Origin of the sequence: Streptomyces stoeckheimensis, from assembly GCF_045822005.1 — a bacterium.
In the GTDB taxonomy this organism is placed as follows: domain Bacteria; phylum Actinomycetota; class Actinomycetes; order Streptomycetales; family Streptomycetaceae; genus Streptomyces; species Streptomyces stoeckheimensis.
Genome location: NZ_CP169550.1, coordinates 1545146 through 1562211 on the forward strand (window position 1 = coordinate 1545146; position 17066 = coordinate 1562211).

Consider the following 17066-nt stretch of genomic DNA (forward strand, 5'->3'; position numbering starts at 1 on the left):
GGCCTAGGACCCCACCGCCTCCGGCTCCTCGTGCGTCACGGCTGCCGGCCTCCCCGTCACGGCGGGCCGGACCGCCGCGACCGGCGGGGGCGAGCCCGCGGCCACGAAGGGCCGCCACCACGGCGCGCTCGGCGCATCGGCCGCACCCGGTTCGAACGGCTGCCCCGGCACCGGCAGGGCGATCGCCGCGCCGACCCTCTCGGCGGCGGTCACCGTACCCTCGCCCGGCTCGTCCCACGGGTGGGGGGCCAGGTTGAAGGTGCCCCAGTGGATCGGCAGCATCGTGCCGCGCACGGCGCCGCCCTGGAGGTCGAGGTGGGCGCGGATGCCCTCCTCGGGCGTCATGTGGATGTCGGTCCAGAACTCCGAGTACGCGCCGATCTGGATCATCGTCGCGTCGAAGGGCCCGTGCGCCGCGCCGATCTCCTTGAAGCCGGGGAAGTAGCCGGTGTCCCCGCTGTGGTAGATCCGGTGCTCATCGCCCGTGACGACCCAGGAGGCCCACAGGGTGAACTGCTGGTTGCGCAGGCCGCGACCGCAGAAGTGCTGGGCCGGGGTGGCGGTGAGCGAGAGTCCGGCGACCTTGGTGGTCTCGTTCCAGTCGAGCTCGCGAAGCCGGTCTGCCGGGACTCCCCAGCGCTCCAGGTGCGCGCCGACGCCCAGCGGGACGGCGAAGACCGTGTCCGTGCCGGCCAGGGCCTTGATCGTCGGGAGGTCGAGGTGGTCGTAGTGGTCGTGCGAGATCACCACCACGTCCACCTCGCCCAGCGAGGCCAGCGGTACGGGTACCGGGTGCAGGCGCTTGGGTCCGGCGAAGGGGAAGGGGGAGCACCGCTCGCCCCAGACCGGGTCGAAGAGGACCCGGCGCCCGTCGATCTCGGCGAGCACGCTGGAGTGCCCCATCCAGGTCAGCCTCAGGCCGCTGACCGGGGGCTTCGACAGCTCCGCGAGGGTCGTCGGGTAGACCGGGATGGGGGCGCCGGGGCTACGCCGGAGCCGCTGCTCCTTGTGGAAGTAGATCTTGGCGAACTCCGCCATGGACCCGGAGGGTCTGGTCCGGGTTCCGGCCGGGTTCTGGAACACTCCGTCGGCGAAGTTCGGCGAACGCCGGATCCGCTCCAGCCGGGCACCGGACGGGTCCGCGCCGAAGGCTTCGGGCCGCAGCGCGCGCAGCCGTGGACGCAAGGGTCGGGAGCCGGTCAAGGCGCCTCCAGTGTGGGGGGGTGCGGGCAGGGCGTTCTCATGGTTACCACCATCCCAACGCGTGATACCCCCCAAGGATTCCGTTACGCGCCTGCGAACGCGCCCCGACCTCGCTCCCACCCGCCCCCGCACGGCCTCTACAGCGGCAGCAGGTCCGGCCGCTTCGCCTCCACGTGGTCCCCGGAGGACTCGCCGCGCAGCCGACGGCCGATCCACGGCACGAGGTGCTCGCGCGCCCAGTGGATGTTGTCGCGGGTGGTGTCCACCGACCCGCGCGGCCGCATCGGCGGCCAGGGCTGGTCCGGATCGGCCGGCGTGTCGAGGCCGAGCACCTGGGCGGCGCGCAGGGCGACCCTGGTGTGCCCTTCGGGCGAGAGGTGGAGCCGGTCGTCGTCCCAGGCCCGCCGGTCCTGTACGGATTTCAGCGACCAGAGGTCGAGCACGGGGCACTCGTACCGGTCGGCGATCGACCGGACGTGCGCGCTGAACGTCGCGATCTTGCCCCGCATGTGCTTGAGGACGGGCACGTCGCGCGTGTCGAAGCCGGTGGTGATCACGACGAGGCCGACGGATCCGGTGAGGTCGCGCACGGCCGCCTCGTACCGTGCGGCCACGTCGTCCGGGTCGCTGCCGGGCCGGATGATGTCGTTGCCACCCGCGCAGAAGGTCACGAGGTCCGGCGCGAGCTCCTTGGCCCGGGGGACCTGCTCGGCCACGATCTGGTCGAGCAGTCGGCCCCGTACGGCCAGGTTCGCGTAGCGGAACCCTCCCGAACCTCCGGAACCGGCGGACTCGCCGGAGTCACCCGCGTGCTCGTGCTGCTCCTCGCGCCGGTCGGCCAGGAGGACGGCCAGCCGGTCCGCCCAGCCGAGGAAGGTGTCCCCCGGTCCCGGGTCCCCCACGCCCTCGGTGAAGCTGTCCCCGAGCGCCGCGTACGAGCCAATGGTCTTGGTCTTGGATGTCGTCGTCGCTGCCACGGGAGCCCATACTTCACCGCGGATCATGACCTACGCGACCGTAGCCAGGGCCTTACGGACCGTGATCTTCACCACCCCCCGGCCGGGGAATAACGCGGGCGGACTCCTCAACGTGGGGCGGTGCAACGATCGCGGCACGGCCAGAGCCGAACAGTCCAGCTGCCGCTGAACTCGCCCACCGACTTGCCCGGCTGGGGCTGCGCGGGTTCTCCGGGGCGACGATGCTCCTGCGCCTCGCTGTCCCAAGAGCAGTGCACGCCCTCTGGCCCGTCTTCAGCGCGCGGCCCGGGCTGCAGCTTCTCGGGTGATGTCGGCGTAGAGGCGGAAGAGGGCTGGTTGGGCTTCGCCGCCGTCTCGTTCGTGCAGGGCCGCCCAGCACCGGGCGACGAGCTGCCGGGCCTGGGTGCCGGGCCAGGGCTGGGGCAGGAGCTGAGGCGGCAACAGCGGGTCGGGCTCCAGGGCGCGGGTGAGTTCGGCGGCAAGTTCGACCGCGATGGTGAGGAGTGCGGGTGGGGAGAGTTCGGCAGGGCCGGTGAGCCGGGCGAGGCGTGGCCGGGCGATGCGGCTGAGGCGGTGGTAGCGGTCGGCGATCTCCTGCAGGGACCACAGGCTGCGGGCGAGTTCGACAGGCTCTTGGGCGTCGCCCTTGCGCAGGTCGGTCGTGGTGAGAAGGGTGAGCGCGCTCTGGGCGCCGAGGCGGTGGGCAGCTTCTTCGACGTACGGTTCCCAGGCGTTGGCGCAGACGTACAGTCCGCCCTGGAGCGGGGCGCCGCCGAGGTGGACGAGCGTCTCGCGCAAGGCGTCCCGGGCCGTGCGCGCCGATTCGGGCACCGCGAAGGCGGCCAGGTGCCAGACACCGTCCCAGGGAGCGAGCCCGGCGTCCTGCTGGAACGCGTGCCGGAGGAAGTCCGCGTTGGGAGCCAGGGCATGCGTGGTGTCCTCGGTCGCGTGCAGCTCCGCCTTGCGGCCACGGCCCTCGTGGGTGAACCGGCCCTCGGCCACCAGGCGTTTGATGCACAGCCGCACCTGCTGGTCGCTCATGCCCAGGGTGTTGGCGACGGTGTAGAGCTCGTCCGCGCCGACGGTGCCGTCCTCGCGGATCAGCGCGTGGACGAGCATGCGGGTGGGGACCTCGACGTTGTCGGCCTCGACGCTCACGGTTCTCCCGCCCCCCTCGTTCCGATGGCGCGACGCATGGTGGTCACCGCGCCGAATCCCAGAAGCCTACGCAGGTAGGGCGTGCTCTCGGTCCGCACGGCCGTGAACCCTCGCCGCTCGTACAGGGCCCTGGCGCGCGGATTGATGTCGATCACATCCAGTCTGATCTCCCGGCAGTGCCGCTCCGCCGCGACGGCGGCCACTTCCTCGATGAGCAGGCTCCCAACGCCACGGCCGCGCATGCCCGGGTCCACGGCGATGCCGTCCATGACGAGCTGTCCGGGGGCCGGGTGGCGTTCGAACAGGGCGAGGAGCAGGAGCCTGTGCAGCCCCCGCAGGTGTCCGTACGCGCGCAGTACGGCGGAGGCCGATCCCCCGGTGAGGGCACGGCCGCCGAGCTGGTAGCCGGCGAGGCCGACGAGCTGCCCGTCGACGAGTGCGCACACCGCGCGATCGGCGTTCAGGTGAGCGGCGATGAAGGGCACCGCCTTGTCCGGCGGGTTCAGCGCGGGGCCGAGTTTACGGCCGAAAGCCTCCCAGTACAGCTCGGCCGCCCGCCGCTCGGCGCCGGCCGGCAGGCCCCGCCGGACCGTCACCGGTCCCGTGCCGGTGTCCATCGCGTCCAGTCCCATGCCGTGCCCCCTTCTCTCACTACGACCTGAATCTCAAAACTATCATTCTCACGACGACCGTGTTCAGTCTGTTAGTTTTAGGTTGGCTCACCCGAACAGAGGCGGTCAGATCCCATGCATCCAAAGATCCAGCCCCGACCGCGGAGGCTCCGCATAGCCGTGTGGTCACTCGTCACGGCCTTGGTCGTGGCCGCCGGTCTCGTCGGTGTGGTGCTGTGGCAGCACTCCTACGCCATGGACGAGCAGCGGGTTTCGATCCGCCACGGCGGCCACACCCTCAACGGAGTACTGGCCACCCCCAAGGACAGCCGCAAACGCCACGGCCTGGTCGTGTACCTCCACGGCGACGGCCCCGTCGACGCCACCCACGACGACGGGTACAAGCCCATGTGGGAAGCGAACGCCAAGGCCGGCTACGCCTCCCTGTCCTGGGACAAGCCCGGCGTCGCGGGCGCGCCCGGGAACTGGCTCGGCCAGTCCATGGACGACCGGGCCGACGAGGCAGCCGCCGCCATCGCCTGGGCGCGCGCCCGCCCGGACATCGACGGCGACCGGATCGGCCTCTGGGGCGTCAGCCAGGCGGGCTGGGTCCTGCCGAAGGTCGCCGCCAAGACCCCCCTGAGCTTCGTCATCGCCGTCTCACCCGCGATCAACTGGCTCCAGCAGGGCCGCTACAACCTCCTCGCCGAGCTGCGCGCCGAGGGCGCGTCAGCAGCCCGTACCAACGCGGCGATCGCCAAGAGTGACACCACCCGACGGCTGCTGGAACGCCACGCGACCTTCGAGGAGTACGTCAAGGTCATGGGCGGCGACGCGGACGGTATGACCGCCGATCGCTGGGGCTTCATCTCCAAGAACCACACCGCGGACGCCACGCAGGACCTTCGCGCCCTACGCGGCGTACCGGTGCTGCTGGCCCTCGCGGGTCACGACATCAACGTAGACGTCGCCGACACGGAGCGCGTCTACCGCGAGGTGCTGGACGCAGGCGGTGCATTGACGGCCAAGCGCTACCCGGACGCGACCCACTCATTGCTCAAGCGGTCCATCGAGCAGTCGGACCTCAAGATCACGCTCACTGCGCTCTTCTCGCCCCGCTCGCTCTTCGCGGACGGATTCCTGGACGGCCAACGACAGTTCCTCAAGGATCTCGACCGAGGCAGCATTGCCACTCCGTGACAGTCCGGCAAGACCGGCCGTGCCGCGTGGTGCACGTTCGCAGGAGGTCACCCGGCCTTCTCAGCGGATGTGTCGGCGTCCGGCACGACGCCCGCGCATGCCCAGGTAGACCAGGGCCGCCACGAAGAGCAGGATCAAGAAGACCTTCACGACGTGGACACCTCCTCGCGCGAATGGGAGCTCAGCGGCGCGCGAGCTGCCGCTCGCCGCCCGCACCGGGCCGGTAGGTGAGGCCGTAGTGCTGGAAGATGCCCGCCTCTTCCTCGGCGGGCAAGACGTCGTCCGTACCGATCGAAGGGCTCTTCTTCACCAGCGCCTTCTCGTAGTCGACCTTGACGTACCCGGGCCCGACCATCGCGCCGCCCAGCGGAACGAAGACCAGCCGGTGCCGGGTGGGCAGCCCCACCAGCACGGTGGCCATGGCCGGCTCGTCCGTGCTGGTGTCCACGTAGACGGCCTCCAGCGCGCCGATCCTGTGCCCGTCCAAGTCGACCACGTCGTGGGTACGCCACTCGCGAATGTCCGCTGCCTGGATCATCCTCAGGTCCCTTCGCACGATCACGGCCCGCCCGGTGCACTTCCTAGCCTGCCCCCGCCTGACGGGGCAAACCAGTTCGGCACACCCCGGCAACGCCCCGCCCGTCACACCGGTTCTGAGCAGCCGCCCACCGAGGGAGTCCGTCCGGGTATCCGCTCGGACGGCGGCCGACCGGCGGCCTCGATGTCGATCTCGCCGGTGGGCCGGACCGCCACTGCATGGTCCAGGACCTCCACGGCGATGTCGTCGGCACCGGCTTCCCGGGGAGAGCGTCCGACCATGGTGGATCACTCCTTCGATCTACAGGCGTGGCTCCGAAGCGTGGTGGTCAGCCGACGGTTCGGGGTAACGGGTCACGTGCTGCGCTGGTCGTGGGTGTCCTGGCGGAGCTGGTCGGTGTGCCGGGTCAGGGCATCGATGCGTTCGACGAGGTCGGCGTCTTCGGGTCGCAGGTGGGGCCGGGTGTCGGTCAGGGGGCGGACGAGACGCGCGGCGTCGTTCTCGGCGAGGGCCAGGTTCAGGTCGCCGACGGCGCTCTCGGCGCTTGCGGGGAGACCGGTGAGGGAGGTGACCTGGCCGGCGAGCCGTCGCAGGTCGGCCGCGTTGTCGCGGGCCCAGGCGGTCACGGTGCGGTCGGCGGCGCGGGTGTCACGGGTGGCCTGGACGCGTTGGTCGCCGGTGCTTCCGGCGATGCCGGGGCGCAGTCGCAGGTAGCGGCGTTCGGCGGCCTGACGGCTGGCGACCCCCAGGGGTCCAGCGAGATCGGCCCAGCTCGCTCCGTGCCCGCGGGCGGTTTCGATCAGTCCGCTCTCCCAGCCGGCGAGCTGCTCACGGACCTCGCGCAGCATCTGCAGTGCAGCCAGAGGCGAGTGGGGGCCCGAACCCGGTGGGAGCGTCGCTTCGGCCATTGGCCTTCCGACAGAGGGTTGTTGCGCGTCTTTGACGGCTTGATTGATGACCTCCAGCGCCGCGGCGGCGGCAACGAAGGGGATGGATGCGGTCGACTCGGCAGACTCGTTCATGGCACTCCCCGCGACCCTGTCACCCTCCAGGTGACATCCCGGTTGTCATCGTTTCGATGACATGTTACAACGGGAGCACGTTGAAGCGCATTGGCAGTTTCTGCCTGAACCAACTGGAGGTGTTTCGCGATGTTGATGCGCACTGACCCGTTCCGCGAGATGGACCGGATCGTCCAGCAGCTGTCCGGTAGCTCGGGCACATGGTCGAAGCCGTCGGTCATGCCGATGGACGCCTATCGGCAGGGCGACGAGTACGTGATCGCCTTCGACCTCCCCGGCGTGAGCACCGAGGCGATCGACATCGACGTCGAGCGGAACATGCTGACCGTGAAGGCCGAACGCCGGCCCACGCGCACGTCCGACGGCGTGCAGATGGAGCTCTCCGAACGGCCCCTCGGGGTCTTCTCCCGACAGATCATGCTGGCCGACACCCTCGACACCGAGCGCATCGAAGCCGACTACGACGCGGGTGTCCTGACCCTGCGCATCCCGATCGCCGAGCGCGCCAAGCCCCGCAAGATCAGCATCGGCGGCGAGTCCGGCCGCAAGCAGATCTCCGACTGACCGCCCCCGCCAGCCGGCAGCGGAGGGCGGGGAAGAGCCGATCCCCCTCCGGCACCCCCGCCCTCCGCATCCCCTCTCACCCTTCACCCCTTCTCGGAGGTGGCGTGATGTCGATGCGCAGGGAGTCGTTCCTGGCCCATGTCCAGGAACGCGGCGAGTACGAAACCACGGAAGAAGCCGATCGCGTTGCCCGCGTCGTCCTGGCCCTGCTGGGCGCCCACCTCGTCGGCACCGTCCGCGCCGAGCTTGCGGCCCGACTGCCCGAGACCTACGCCCTGATCCTCCTCAACCCCCTGCAGGCCACCGAGCCGCTCTCGCCCGAACGGTTCGTACGCGCGACGGCGGCCTGGATCGAAGGCGCCACCGAGAAGACGGCCCTCTGGGACATCGGCGCCGTCCTGTCCACCGTGGCCGCCGCTGCGGGCGACGTCCTCACCCGCGAGGTCCTGCTCCAGCTCCCGCCCGGCTACGACCTCCTCTTCGGTCACCCCCAACCCGCCTGACCACCCGCCGCCCCCGTCCGCAGCTCCGGACCCTCGAAGAGAAAGGCAACCGCAGCACCATGTACGACCAGCCTCGACCGAACCCGGCCCCGCCCGCCATGACGTTCGAGCAGGTGCTGGAACGTGTGCGCTACGAGGGGGCGTACCCCACCCGCGAACGCGCCGAGGAAGCCGTCCGCACCGTCTTGGCCGCCCTCGGCCGGCAAATCACCGGAGACGAACGCGTCGACCTCGCACAGCGCCTGCCCGTCGAGGCCGCGCTCACCCTCACCGCCCGGATCCCCGACACCGAACAGCTCACCGGCTGGGGCTTCGTCAAGGACCTGGCCACCCGCACCGGCGCCACCCCCGCCACCGCGCGCTGGGACACCGGCGCCGTGCTCGCCGTGGTCACACGCCTCGCGGGGCCCGACCTCCTCGCCCGCATCCTCCACCAGCTCCCCGGCGGCTACGCCCTCCTCTTCGGCCAGGCGGAACTGCGCCAGCACCAGCACGCAGCCTGATCCGGCGCTCCGTCACAGCGGTGAGGGCCCGACCGGATGCACCGGTCGGGCCCTCAGTCCTGCGGTGGATTCTCGCCGTAGTCGCGGGTCAGCCGTCGGAGTAGCTGAAGTCGCCCACGGTCCAGGCGCTGACGTCCTTGATCGAGATGCGGTACATCCCGCCCGTCTCCGGGATACCCACGGTTCCCTGCAGGATCCGCGCCACATGGAAGTGCAGATGCGTGGGTGGCCCCTCCTTGGGTGTCGTGGCAGTGAAGATGGCGGAGAACTCGCTCAGGCGGGCGGAATCCGTCAGCACCTCCGACACCCGTTCTCTCCACACGGCTTCGGGGGCGAGTCGGCCGGTGATGACAGCACCACCGGTGACCACGGTCAGGGACATCTGGTTGCTCTGCCCGGACTCCACCAGGGCGGCGACGTTCACGAGCAGCTCGTCAGGCTTCGACATGGAAGTCAATTATATTCTCCACCGCACGCCGCCGGGGTGCGGTGGAGACCGCGACGGCAACACTCAGTCGTCCTGCCCTGCCAGCAGACGATCGGCGACGTAGTGCGGGCAGGAAGCAACATGCCACGTCACCGTCACCCGGCGCTGGCCGTCTGCAGCGACGGTCCGGGCCTGCCTGGGAGCCGGCCCGGCAGCACAGTGCGGGCACACCACGGTCTCGAACTTCAGCTCAACCATCATCCGTGCCATCTTGCCCGCCCACTGCGCTCGGGGAGGAGCATGACGCTCCGACGGGCCACCTACGTCGTAGCTGGCGAATACGCCAACCTTCGAAACACTGCACTGGGCGTGAATCAATACCTGTCCCCGCGGGCAGAGGGTTTGGCGGGCAACGCGAGGAGAGTTTTTACTGCAGTGCAGGGGGTATAAATATTCGCCCCATGCAATCCACTGCGGCGTGCTACTGTCGATCTCGGTTGCAGTTTTGGTACCCAAAAACTTAGAGCGTCTCCAGCCGGCCTTCGCGCCGCACGGTGGTGCTTCATATTTCCGGTCAATTCCGGGCGGGGCATCATCGCGGCGACACGGTCTCTGCACAGTGCGGACTCCGGTGTACTGCCCCCAAGGAGATATGACATGGCTGCTGGCACCGTGAAGTGGTTCAACGCGGCAAAGGGTTTCGGCTTCATCGAGCAGGACGGTGGCGGCCCTGACGTGTTCGCCCACTTCTCGAACATCGCCGCCCGGGGCTTCCGCGAGCTGCTCGAAGGCCAGAAGGTCACCTTCGACATCGCGCCGGGCCAGAAGGGCCCGACGGCGGAGAACATCGTTCCCGCCTGACGCTGACGCGCGTTTTGCAGCTGGGGCCCGCATCCCTCGGGGTGCGGGCCCCAGCTGCACACATCTCCCGCGGTGCTTCCACCCGCGGGTCCAAGCACGGGATGGCGCCTCCTCGGAGCCGCACCCGAGCTCATTTCTCCGGTTTTCGCGTCCGTATGACGCCACCCCCATGGCAAGCACGCGTACCCGCACACATTTCTCGCGGCCCGGATCCGCTTTCGCATTCTATTCGGCCCGTTCTCGCAATTCCCTGCGCCGCTCCTACGCTGCGGGAATTCCTTGATACGTGCCGCATCAAGGAAGGTTCCGCATGAACCCCACACGTACGAACGACCGCTCCCCCCGCAGCCGCACCGGCGGCCCCGCTTTCGCCGCGGGTTCGGGCCGGGGCAGCCGCTTCGGCTCTTCGACCCCGAGCCGTTCCGGAGGTCCGAGTCGTTCCGGAGGTCCGAGCCGCTCGGGCGGATACGGCCGCCGGCCCGCCGCGATCCAGGGCGAGTTCGCACCGCCGAAGACGATCACCCCCGCACTGCCCCCTGTCGAGGCGTTCGCCGACCTCGCCATGCCGGCCCAGCTGCTCGCCACGCTCGGCCGTGAGGGCATGACCACCCCGTTCCCGATCCAGGCCGCCACGCTGCCCAACACCCTCGCGGGCCGGGACGTCCTGGGGCGCGGCCGCACCGGCTCCGGAAAGACCCTGGCCTTCGGCCTCGCACTGCTGGCCCGTACGGCCGGTCAGAGCGCCGAGTCGGGGCAGCCGCTCGCGCTGGTCCTCGTACCCACCCGTGAACTCGCCCAGCAGGTCACGGCGGCCCTCACGCCCTACGCCCGTGCGGTGAAGCTGCGCATGGCCACCGTCGTCGGCGGCATGCCCATCTACCGGCAGGCACAGGCGCTGCGCGCCGGGGCCGAAGTGGTCGTCGCCACCCCCGGACGTCTGAAGGACCTCATCGACCGCGGCGACTGCCGGCTGAACCAGGTCGGGATCACCGTCCTGGACGAGGCCGACCAGATGGCGGACATGGGCTTCATGCCCCAGGTCACCGCGCTGCTCGACCAGGTGCGCCCCGAGGGCCAGCGGATGCTGTTCTCCGCCACCCTCGACCGCAACGTCGACCTGCTGGTCCGCCGCTACCTGACCGACCCCGTCGTGCACTCCGTCGACCCCTCGCAGGGCGCCGTCACCACGATGGAACACCACGTCCTGCACGTCCAGAACTTCGACAAGCAGGCCGCCACGACCGAGATCGCCGCCCGCGAGGGCCGCGTGATCATGTTCCTGGACACCAAGCACGCCGTGGACAGGCTCACCGAGCACCTGCTGAGCAACGGGGTGCGCGCCGCGGCCCTGCACGGCGGAAAGTCGCAGCCCCAGCGCACCCGTACGCTCACCCAGTTCAAGTCCGGGCACGTCAGCGTGCTCGTGGCGACGAACGTCGCGGCCCGCGGCATCCACGTCGACAACCTCGACCTCGTCGTCAACGTGGACCCGCCGACCGACCCCAAGGACTACCTGCACCGCGGCGGCCGCACCGCCCGCGCCGGCGAGTCCGGCAGCGTCGTCACCCTGGTCCTGCCCAACCAGCGCCGCGACATGGTCCGTCTCATGCAGGCCGCGGGCATCACCCCGCAGACCGCCCAGGTCCACTCGGGCGACGAGGCCCTGAACCGGATCACCGGCGCCCAGGCACCCTCCGGAATTCCGGTCACCATCACCGCACCGGTGTCCGAGCGGCCCAAGCGCAGCACGGCCTCCCGCGGCCGGCGCGGACCCGCCTCGGCCGCCCGGCGCGCCAGCGCGCGCCAGTCCGCCTTCGATGCGGCGGCCTGAGCACCACGTGATCCGGAAACTGACCCATCTCTGCAGGAGGCAGATTTTGACGCTTGTCCAGATGCAGCCCCGCTCCCCGCACGCCGACCTCGTCCTCCGGACGGTGGACGACGCCATGGAGGCGGCCGGCCCTCAGGTCTGTGACGACATGACCGTCGAGGTGGCCCTGGCCGTCACGGCCAGTTCCCGCGCCGACCGTCTGCTCGTCTGCGACGAGGACGGCCTCTGCACCGGGCTGATCACGCGGGAGCGGCTCAGCGCCATCCGCGACAGCGCCGCGTACACCGACCAGCTCCGTCTGCGCGATGTCCTCGGCGACCGCGGGCCGTTCACCTCGCCCATGACCACGATCACCGAGGCCGAGCACGCAATGCGCTACCGCGAGCTCACCGCTCTGCCCGTCGTCGATGAACAAGGCAGCGCTCTGGGCGTCCTCGCCCTGGCCCGCTGAACCAGCTCACCGCGGTCGGACCGTTCCCCTCTTCACCCTGTGAGGCAACATGCGCTGTGTCATCGCCCGCTTCCCGTTCGACCTGACCAAGAGCGGCGTCCTGGAGTCCATGAAGGGCATCAAGCCCGAGCAGGTCCTCGGCGAGTCCGTGATCATCGGCCGTCGTACCTACCCCGTCAAGCAGGTCGGCCAGGTCATCACCCGCCAGGACCGCCGCGACTTCAGCGTCGGCGAGGTCCTCCGGGCCATGACCCAGCTCGGCTTCACCTGCCGCGCCGGCCTCCCCCGGACGGCCGTGCCCGCGCGCGTACTCAGCCCGCTCCAGCAGGCCTCCGCGATGCTCGGCACCCCCGCGGCCGCCTGACCGATGGGCCCGGCGCATGCCGCCACCCGAACAGCGAACAGGGCCCGACCGGCACACGCCGATCGGGCCCTCTTCGCGTACCGAGTCCTGACGCATGCGCGGCGGATGGGGGCTGGAGTCCTCGACGGCGACCTCGATGATGTCGGGGTGCGTCATCGCGCGCTCCGGGTCAGTTGTCGGTGTCCGGCCTTGCCTGCCCGGTCGTTGTGCCCTTCCACATGACTGTTCAACCTGACGGCACCCGATTACCTCGGCAACACGCACTCAAAAATCTACCCTGGCGGAAGTAGACATTGGGCGATCGCGTGGTTATGGTTTCTCTCGTAGCCCAGAGAGACAGCAGGGCCTGGCAGAGACGAACTGCCGGGCAGCAGTACTTGCAGGTGCAGTACCCAGCAGTGAAGTCAGTGAGCAGCACCTCGGTGAAGGCGTCGACTGCGGACGCGCGCACCGGGAAGTTCGGCAGTGGGGTTCCAAGCCAGAGCAGACGCACGATGGGCGACGGGGCTGGCTGCCGAAACGTGGCGCTAGGCCAGGCCACGAGTTGTACAAGCAGCACAAGCAGTAAGCAGTACCAGCAGTACGCAGTCCCCCGCTTTGCAAGTAGTTGGCACCGAGGGATGAACGGAGGAGTTGAAGCGCCATCAGGATCGCCCGGACATAAGCCTGAGTCCGGGTACCGCAGGACATCGATAGCGAGGTGGTCTCCGGTCAAGCAACCGCGATCCCCGTACTCCCGGCAGCATCTCGGCCGGGTCGGCGGAAACAGAAGGCCGGCGCAGTAACAGGGCCGGCAGATGGTGTAACAGTTCCTTCGGGGCCCTGGCGTCGTACGCGCCAGGGCCCCTCCCTGCGCTCCGCCCCCTTCCTCCACCTGTTGCGCAGTGCCGCCCGCGCGTATCGGAGGCATGACGCACCTTTCTCCCTCCTGGTGACGGGCCGTTGCGGGCGTGTAGCGTCTGCGTCAGCATCGCCCAGGAGGGCGGCGGCCCGGACGTCTTCGCCCACTACTCGGCGATCAACTCCTCGGGCTTCCGCGAGCTCCAGGAGGGCCAGGTCGTCACGTTCGACATCACCCAGGGCCAGAAGGGCCCCCAGGCCGAGAACATCAACCCGGCCTAACCCTCCCCACCCCGCCCGCGCGGCCACCGCGATCGGCGCTCACGACTGTCCAAACAGTTCGCAAGCTCCCGAACAGCGGACGTCCGCGATGCCGACGGGATACGAGGAGTACCGAATCAGGGCCGCGCAGCGTCTGCTGCGCGGCCCTGATTCACGTCCGGAGCGGGACCGACCGACGGGGAGGCGGACCGGCGGCTGTCCACCTCGGTGGAGCAACCGCTCGCCGCAGCGGCGTGGCGATCCCGGCGGCGCGTGCGGTGCCCAGATCGACTCGGCAGCCTCATCGAGCGGCCGCGTTCGATCCCGATTACCTCCTGACCAGCCAAGAGCAAATCTATCCCGGCCAGACTAGACATTGGGCGGTGGCGTGGTTATGGTTTCTCTCGTAACACAGAGAGACCGCAGGGCCGGGCAGAGACGAACTGCCGGGCAGCAGTACAGGCAGTACCCGTAGGTGCAGTGCGCAGGACGGTGCGGTGGTGGAGTTCCGAAGCCAGGGCTGGTGCAGGACGGCGACGGGGCTGACGACCGGACCGGGTGGCCCGCAGTGATCAGGGGCCACCACGAGCAGTACCCAGCAGTGAAGTCAGTGAGCAGCACCTCGGTGAAGGCGTCGACTGCGGACGCGCGCACCGGGAAGTTCGGCAGTGGGGTTCCAAGCCAGAGCAGACGCACGATGGGCGACGGGGCTGGCTGCCGAAACGTGGCGCCAGGTCAGGCCACGAGCAGTACAAGCAGTTGGCAGTACAGCAGTAAGCATCACCAGCATTACGCAGTACCGTTCGGCAAGTAGTTGATCACCGAGGGAAGAGACGGAGGAGCTTAGCGCCATCAGGATCGCCCGGGCCGGCAGGTTGAAGCCCGGGTACCGCAGGACATCGATAGTGAGGTGGTCTCCGGTCAAGCAACCGCGATCCCCGCACCCCGATCACGCATGAGTCGGGTCTGCGGACACAGAAGGCCGGCGCAGTACGAGGGCCGGCAGATGGTGTAGTAGTTCCTTCGGGGCCCTGGTGCCATAGGCACCAGGGCCCCTCCACGCGTTCCAGAAAGAGGTTCAATGACAGCAGGTGACTCGTTCGGCCGTCTCGACGACGACGACTACCCCGCCTACACCATGGGCCGGGCCGCAGCGATGGTCGGCACCACCCAAGGTTTCCTCCGCGCCCTGGGCGAGGCCCGCCTCATCACCCCGCTCCGCTCGGACGGCGGACACCGGCGCTACTCCCGCTACCAGCTGCGCATCGCCGCCCGCGCCCGCGAGCTCGTCGACCAAGGCACCCCGATCGACGCCGCCTGCCGCATCATCATCCTCGAAGACCAACTCGAGGAAGCCCAACGCATCAACGCCGAATACCGCCGCGCCAGCGAGTCCCCCACTCCACCGGCCTCGGCCTGAGGTGATCGTGCGCGTCGGCATCGGCGCAGAGTGCCACGTAGCGCGCACGCCCGGAGCGCCCTGCGGACTCGGTTGCGCGGCAAGCACGGGGGCATGCGGTCGGGCAGATGCGAACCGGCGGTGCACCGAGCCACCACGTCCGGTCGCCGAGGAGGACCAGTCCGGCATGCAGCACCTGGTGGTCGATACCGGCGTGTGGGTGTTCGGCAAGAGCGTCCTGATCCCGGCCGGCGCCCTCACCCGCATCGATACCGAAGCGCAGGCGGTAAGGGTCTCGGCCACGCAGGAAGAGATCAAGGCCGCGCCCCGGTTCACCACCGACAGCGAAACGGGCCGTTGACGGTGTATCCGAACTCGGCCGCATCCGAGGGATCCGAGACCTCGACGAGGAACTCGGCCATGCCCTGGTCCGGGTGAGGAGACTTGCCGGACACCACACGGTTCCCGAACGGGTCGGCGCACATCTCCAGCATTTCGTGGCTCGCCGTCAGCGACCAGCTGTCGCCGAACTCGATCAGGGAGAACGGCTGTCCGTTGTCGTCCATGTGGAAGCCCACTGCGTCGGGGACATCGTCGACCACGATGAGCGGTCACCACCCGACTGAGACGTCTTCGAACATGGAGTTGCCGGCCTTTCGTCTCGGGGCGGCGGCTGCCAGGCGCCCACGAGCTTCACCGAGGAACGGCCCGACCAAGCGGCGTGCGTCCGGACGTGGGCGGATGCCAGTCGAACGGGTGGACATGCGTCCGCCACCTGTCGCTGTGGTGCCGCCTTTCGGCGGGTCCGGGCCGGCGTGCGGGGTGCGCCGCAGCCCGGTGCGGGGCTGCGGCGCGCGCGGATCAGTGGAACAGCATCGAGGCCTCGCCTGCGCCGGTGGTCACGGAGCCGGGGCACAGGAAGCTCCCCGACACCTTGGTCGCTGTAAAGGCCTGGTTGAGGTACTTGCGGGTCGATCCGTCGCGCTTCCACGCAATGTTCGTGGCCTTGAAGCGACAGGACACGAAGCTCTGCTTGCCGGAGATGTCGATGGCGTCCGTCTTCGCGGTGCCGTTGGCGTCGTCGAAGGTGAAGGCGGGGTTGTTGTTGAGGGTGGCGGTGATGCCCCCGCTGCAGGTCAAGTTGCCCCCGGGCGGGTTGATGCTGGTGCGGTCGACGGTCAGGGCGCTCGGCGGGTTGGCGCTCGTACGGGCGTTGGTCCAGCTGCAGGTATTGCCCGAGACCACGATGACGCCGTCCACTCGCTGGTCCGCCGTGGGGCCCAGGGCCAACGCCGCCGTCGATCCGCCGACGACCAGCGCGGCGGCCAGGGCGGTGACACCCGACCATGTCGAGAACTTCATCATGTCGCTCCTCATTGCCACGTCCTTGTGGGGTAAAGCGAGGCCTGGGTGGGCCACGCCGGCGTGCGCCCGGTCGGCGGGGGCGGAATCCGCGGGGGATGACCGGGGAGGGCTGCGCGCCCGGATCAGGGCACGCACGGAACGTGTCACAAGGACCTTGAAATGTCAGGAGCATGCCAACAAATTGGCCGGATGGCCACACGTGCCCATCCGTCGACGTGGAGCGCGCTGACGCGGCTGGCCGATGCGTCGCCGACGCCGTGGCCGGCCTGCGCCACTCGTGAGTCCGCGCGTCCGCAGTCAACGCCTCGGCAGGAGAACCTGATGCCCGAGACCACGCCCGACACCACCCGGAGCAGCGTCGTCGCCGCGGATCGGGAGCTGGATCCGGCCGATGCCGGCGCGTGCGAGCGACTGGCCCGCACCCTGTGCACCCGCGGGGACGACCGGGTCGACGGCCCCGAGTGGGTGTCACGTGCCCGGGACGCCTGGGAGGACCTTCCGCTGCTGCTGCGCCGCGAAGTGCGCCGGTTCCGACGGCATTCCGGCCCGCACGGGACCTTGGTGATCGGCGGTCTGCCCGTCGATCAGGCGGGCCTGCCCGCGACATCGACCGTACCCGGCTCGGTCCAGCGCCAGGCCACCATCCCGGCGGCGGTGCTCGCCATGGTGGCCTGTGGGCTCGGCGAGCCCCTCGCCTACCTGGCGGAGAAATCCGGCGCCCTCGTGCAGGACGTCGTGCCCGTCCCCGGGCAGGAGACCTTCCACGGCTACGCCGGATCGGTGCCCCTGTCCTTCCACACCGAGAACGGCTTCCACCCCCACCCACCCGACCATGTGATCTTCCTATGCCTACGTGCCGACCACGACCGGATCGCCGGCATGCGCGTCGCCGGCATCCGCCAAGCGCGGCCGCTCCTCACCCCGGCCGGCCGCGAGGCCCTGTTCGCATCGGAGTACTCGCCCGCTGACCAGGCATGAACAGGACCGC

At 69.7% G+C, this 17066-nt stretch carries 23 protein-coding genes; 12 read left to right on the plus strand and 11 right to left on the minus strand.

Translation table 11 applies throughout. The annotated features are described in order from the left end of the window. Positions 1 to 3: 3 nt before the first annotated feature. The 4 genes from ACE1OC_RS07315 to ACE1OC_RS07330 all read right to left on the minus strand — a co-directional run bounded on the left by ACE1OC_RS07315 (position 4) and on the right by ACE1OC_RS07330 (position 3970). Positions 4 to 1203, minus strand: coding sequence for an MBL fold metallo-hydrolase (locus ACE1OC_RS07315; RefSeq protein ID WP_407836296.1), 1200 nt, complete (start codon positions 1201 to 1203; stop codon positions 4 to 6). Positions 1204 to 1340: 137 nt separating this feature from the next. Beyond that, entirely contained in the window at positions 1341 to 2207 is an 867-nt protein-coding gene (locus ACE1OC_RS07320; RefSeq protein ID WP_407836297.1) for an SGNH/GDSL hydrolase family protein, read from the minus strand. 246 nt (positions 2208 to 2453) lie between these two features. Further along, entirely contained in the window at positions 2454 to 3299 is an 846-nt protein-coding gene (locus ACE1OC_RS07325; RefSeq protein ID WP_407841498.1) for a PaaX family transcriptional regulator C-terminal domain-containing protein, read from the minus strand. A 35-nt stretch (positions 3300 to 3334) separates the two neighbouring features. Further along, positions 3335 to 3970 (minus strand): GNAT family N-acetyltransferase, encoded by a 636-nt coding sequence (locus ACE1OC_RS07330; protein ID WP_407836298.1) that lies wholly within the window; start codon positions 3968 to 3970, stop codon positions 3335 to 3337. A 159-nt stretch (positions 3971 to 4129) separates the two neighbouring features. Here ACE1OC_RS07330 and ACE1OC_RS07335 point away from each other — a divergent pair, with 159 nt between their 5' ends. Then, positions 4130 to 5149 carry an alpha/beta hydrolase family protein gene (locus tag ACE1OC_RS07335; RefSeq protein WP_407836299.1) on the plus strand — a complete coding sequence of 340 codons (1020 nt, stop codon included), beginning with the start codon at positions 4130 to 4132 and terminating at the stop codon, positions 5147 to 5149. 181 nt (positions 5150 to 5330) lie between these two features. Here ACE1OC_RS07335 and ACE1OC_RS07340 read toward each other — a convergent pair whose 3' ends face one another. The 3 genes from ACE1OC_RS07340 to ACE1OC_RS07350 all read right to left on the minus strand — a co-directional run bounded on the left by ACE1OC_RS07340 (position 5331) and on the right by ACE1OC_RS07350 (position 6709). Further along, positions 5331 to 5687, minus strand: a complete 357-nt coding sequence (locus ACE1OC_RS07340; RefSeq protein WP_407836300.1) for a PRC-barrel domain-containing protein — start codon at positions 5685 to 5687, stop codon at positions 5331 to 5333. Between the two features lie 104 nt (positions 5688 to 5791). Beyond that, on the minus strand, positions 5792 to 5968 hold the full coding sequence (locus tag ACE1OC_RS07345; protein WP_407836301.1) for a hypothetical protein: 177 nt from the start codon (positions 5966 to 5968) through the stop codon (positions 5792 to 5794). Positions 5969 to 6040: 72 nt separating this feature from the next. Further along, on the minus strand, positions 6041 to 6709 hold the full coding sequence (locus ACE1OC_RS07350; protein WP_407836302.1) for an HSP18 transcriptional regulator: 669 nt from the start codon (positions 6707 to 6709) through the stop codon (positions 6041 to 6043). 129 nt (positions 6710 to 6838) lie between these two features. Here ACE1OC_RS07350 and ACE1OC_RS07355 point away from each other — a divergent pair, with 129 nt between their 5' ends. The 3 genes from ACE1OC_RS07355 to ACE1OC_RS07365 all read left to right on the plus strand — a co-directional run bounded on the left by ACE1OC_RS07355 (position 6839) and on the right by ACE1OC_RS07365 (position 8279). Beyond that, the gene (locus tag ACE1OC_RS07355; RefSeq protein WP_407836303.1) at positions 6839 to 7273 is read left to right on the plus strand and encodes an Hsp20/alpha crystallin family protein; all 435 of its coding nucleotides are present in this window, start codon (positions 6839 to 6841) and stop codon (positions 7271 to 7273) included. Positions 7274 to 7380: 107 nt separating this feature from the next. Continuing rightward, positions 7381 to 7776, plus strand: a complete 396-nt coding sequence (locus ACE1OC_RS07360; RefSeq protein ID WP_407836304.1) for a DUF2267 domain-containing protein — start codon at positions 7381 to 7383, stop codon at positions 7774 to 7776. 59 nt (positions 7777 to 7835) lie between these two features. After that, complete coding sequence (locus tag ACE1OC_RS07365; protein WP_407836305.1) at positions 7836 to 8279, plus strand: DUF2267 domain-containing protein; 444 nt, start codon at positions 7836 to 7838, stop codon at positions 8277 to 8279. Positions 8280 to 8367: 88 nt separating this feature from the next. Here ACE1OC_RS07365 and ACE1OC_RS07370 read toward each other — a convergent pair whose 3' ends face one another. Further along, positions 8368 to 8727 carry a hypothetical protein gene (locus tag ACE1OC_RS07370; RefSeq protein ID WP_407836306.1) on the minus strand — a complete coding sequence of 120 codons (360 nt, stop codon included), beginning with the start codon at positions 8725 to 8727 and terminating at the stop codon, positions 8368 to 8370. A 63-nt stretch (positions 8728 to 8790) separates the two neighbouring features. After that, entirely contained in the window at positions 8791 to 8967 is a 177-nt protein-coding gene (locus ACE1OC_RS07375; RefSeq protein ID WP_351438725.1) for a hypothetical protein, read from the minus strand. Positions 8968 to 9363: 396 nt separating this feature from the next. Between ACE1OC_RS07375 and ACE1OC_RS07380 the strand changes: the two genes are divergently transcribed. The 7 genes from ACE1OC_RS07380 (at position 9364) to ACE1OC_RS07410 (ending at position 15074) form a co-directional block, all read left to right on the plus strand. Next, complete coding sequence (locus ACE1OC_RS07380; RefSeq protein ID WP_407836307.1) at positions 9364 to 9567, plus strand: cold-shock protein; 204 nt, start codon at positions 9364 to 9366, stop codon at positions 9565 to 9567. A gap of 310 nt (positions 9568 to 9877) precedes the next feature. Then, on the plus strand, positions 9878 to 11398 hold the full coding sequence (locus ACE1OC_RS07385; RefSeq protein WP_407836308.1) for a DEAD/DEAH box helicase: 1521 nt from the start codon (positions 9878 to 9880) through the stop codon (positions 11396 to 11398). Positions 11399 to 11444: 46 nt separating this feature from the next. Then, on the plus strand, positions 11445 to 11849 hold the full coding sequence (locus ACE1OC_RS07390; RefSeq protein ID WP_407836309.1) for a CBS domain-containing protein: 405 nt from the start codon (positions 11445 to 11447) through the stop codon (positions 11847 to 11849). A 49-nt stretch (positions 11850 to 11898) separates the two neighbouring features. Continuing rightward, entirely contained in the window at positions 11899 to 12213 is a 315-nt protein-coding gene (locus ACE1OC_RS07395; RefSeq protein ID WP_407836310.1) for an SCO5918 family protein, read from the plus strand. 942 nt (positions 12214 to 13155) lie between these two features. Next, positions 13156 to 13335 carry a cold shock domain-containing protein gene (locus ACE1OC_RS07400; protein ID WP_407836311.1) on the plus strand — a complete coding sequence of 60 codons (180 nt, stop codon included), beginning with the start codon at positions 13156 to 13158 and terminating at the stop codon, positions 13333 to 13335. 1060 nt (positions 13336 to 14395) lie between these two features. Continuing rightward, positions 14396 to 14734 carry a MerR family transcriptional regulator gene (locus ACE1OC_RS07405; protein WP_250740871.1) on the plus strand — a complete coding sequence of 113 codons (339 nt, stop codon included), beginning with the start codon at positions 14396 to 14398 and terminating at the stop codon, positions 14732 to 14734. Between the two features lie 7 nt (positions 14735 to 14741). After that, positions 14742 to 15074 (plus strand): PRC-barrel domain containing protein, encoded by a 333-nt coding sequence (locus tag ACE1OC_RS07410; protein ID WP_407836312.1) that lies wholly within the window; start codon positions 14742 to 14744, stop codon positions 15072 to 15074. Here the strand turns inward: ACE1OC_RS07410 and ACE1OC_RS07415 are convergent. Both ACE1OC_RS07415 and ACE1OC_RS07420 read right to left on the minus strand, forming a co-directional pair. After that, entirely contained in the window at positions 15046 to 15315 is a 270-nt protein-coding gene (locus ACE1OC_RS07415) for a hypothetical protein (protein WP_407836313.1), read from the minus strand. The two genes, ACE1OC_RS07410 and ACE1OC_RS07415, sit on opposite strands and share 29 nt — an antisense overlap. Positions 15316 to 15574: 259 nt before the next feature. Next, on the minus strand, positions 15575 to 16090 hold the full coding sequence (locus tag ACE1OC_RS07420) for a hypothetical protein (RefSeq protein WP_407836314.1): 516 nt from the start codon (positions 16088 to 16090) through the stop codon (positions 15575 to 15577). A gap of 309 nt (positions 16091 to 16399) precedes the next feature. Here ACE1OC_RS07420 and ACE1OC_RS07425 point away from each other — a divergent pair, with 309 nt between their 5' ends. Further along, complete coding sequence (locus tag ACE1OC_RS07425; protein WP_407836315.1) at positions 16400 to 17056, plus strand: hypothetical protein; 657 nt, start codon at positions 16400 to 16402, stop codon at positions 17054 to 17056. Positions 17057 to 17066 lie beyond the last annotated feature (10 nt).

Bases quoted from the DNA above. Each gene is read 5' to 3' on its own strand.
- ACE1OC_RS07330 (WP_407836298.1), bottom strand. From the start codon at position 3,970: ATGGGACTGGACGCGATGGACACCGGCACGGGACCGGTGACGGTCCGG.
- ACE1OC_RS07340 (WP_407836300.1), bottom strand. From the start codon at position 5,687: ATGATCCAGGCAGCGGACATTCGCGAGTGGCGTACCCACGACGTGGTC.
- ACE1OC_RS07395 (WP_407836310.1), top strand. From the start codon at position 11,899: ATGCGCTGTGTCATCGCCCGCTTCCCGTTCGACCTGACCAAGAGCGGC.
- ACE1OC_RS07320 (WP_407836297.1), bottom strand. From the start codon at position 2,207: ATGATCCGCGGTGAAGTATGGGCTCCCGTGGCAGCGACGACGACATCC.
- ACE1OC_RS07385 (WP_407836308.1), top strand. From the start codon at position 9,878: ATGAACCCCACACGTACGAACGACCGCTCCCCCCGCAGCCGCACCGGC.
- ACE1OC_RS07420 (WP_407836314.1), bottom strand. From the start codon at position 16,090: ATGAGGAGCGACATGATGAAGTTCTCGACATGGTCGGGTGTCACCGCC.
- ACE1OC_RS07365 (WP_407836305.1), top strand. From the start codon at position 7,836: ATGTACGACCAGCCTCGACCGAACCCGGCCCCGCCCGCCATGACGTTC.
- ACE1OC_RS07345 (WP_407836301.1), bottom strand. From the start codon at position 5,968: ATGGTCGGACGCTCTCCCCGGGAAGCCGGTGCCGACGACATCGCCGTG.
- ACE1OC_RS07325 (WP_407841498.1), bottom strand. From the start codon at position 3,299: ATGCTCGTCCACGCGCTGATCCGCGAGGACGGCACCGTCGGCGCGGAC.
- ACE1OC_RS07425 (WP_407836315.1), top strand. From the start codon at position 16,400: ATGCCCGAGACCACGCCCGACACCACCCGGAGCAGCGTCGTCGCCGCG.
- ACE1OC_RS07375 (WP_351438725.1), bottom strand. From the start codon at position 8,967: ATGATGGTTGAGCTGAAGTTCGAGACCGTGGTGTGCCCGCACTGTGCT.
- ACE1OC_RS07350 (WP_407836302.1), bottom strand. From the start codon at position 6,709: ATGAACGAGTCTGCCGAGTCGACCGCATCCATCCCCTTCGTTGCCGCC.
- ACE1OC_RS07380 (WP_407836307.1), top strand. From the start codon at position 9,364: ATGGCTGCTGGCACCGTGAAGTGGTTCAACGCGGCAAAGGGTTTCGGC.
- ACE1OC_RS07370 (WP_407836306.1), bottom strand. From the start codon at position 8,727: ATGTCGAAGCCTGACGAGCTGCTCGTGAACGTCGCCGCCCTGGTGGAG.
- ACE1OC_RS07360 (WP_407836304.1), top strand. From the start codon at position 7,381: ATGTCGATGCGCAGGGAGTCGTTCCTGGCCCATGTCCAGGAACGCGGC.
- ACE1OC_RS07355 (WP_407836303.1), top strand. From the start codon at position 6,839: ATGTTGATGCGCACTGACCCGTTCCGCGAGATGGACCGGATCGTCCAG.
- ACE1OC_RS07405 (WP_250740871.1), top strand. From the start codon at position 14,396: ATGACAGCAGGTGACTCGTTCGGCCGTCTCGACGACGACGACTACCCC.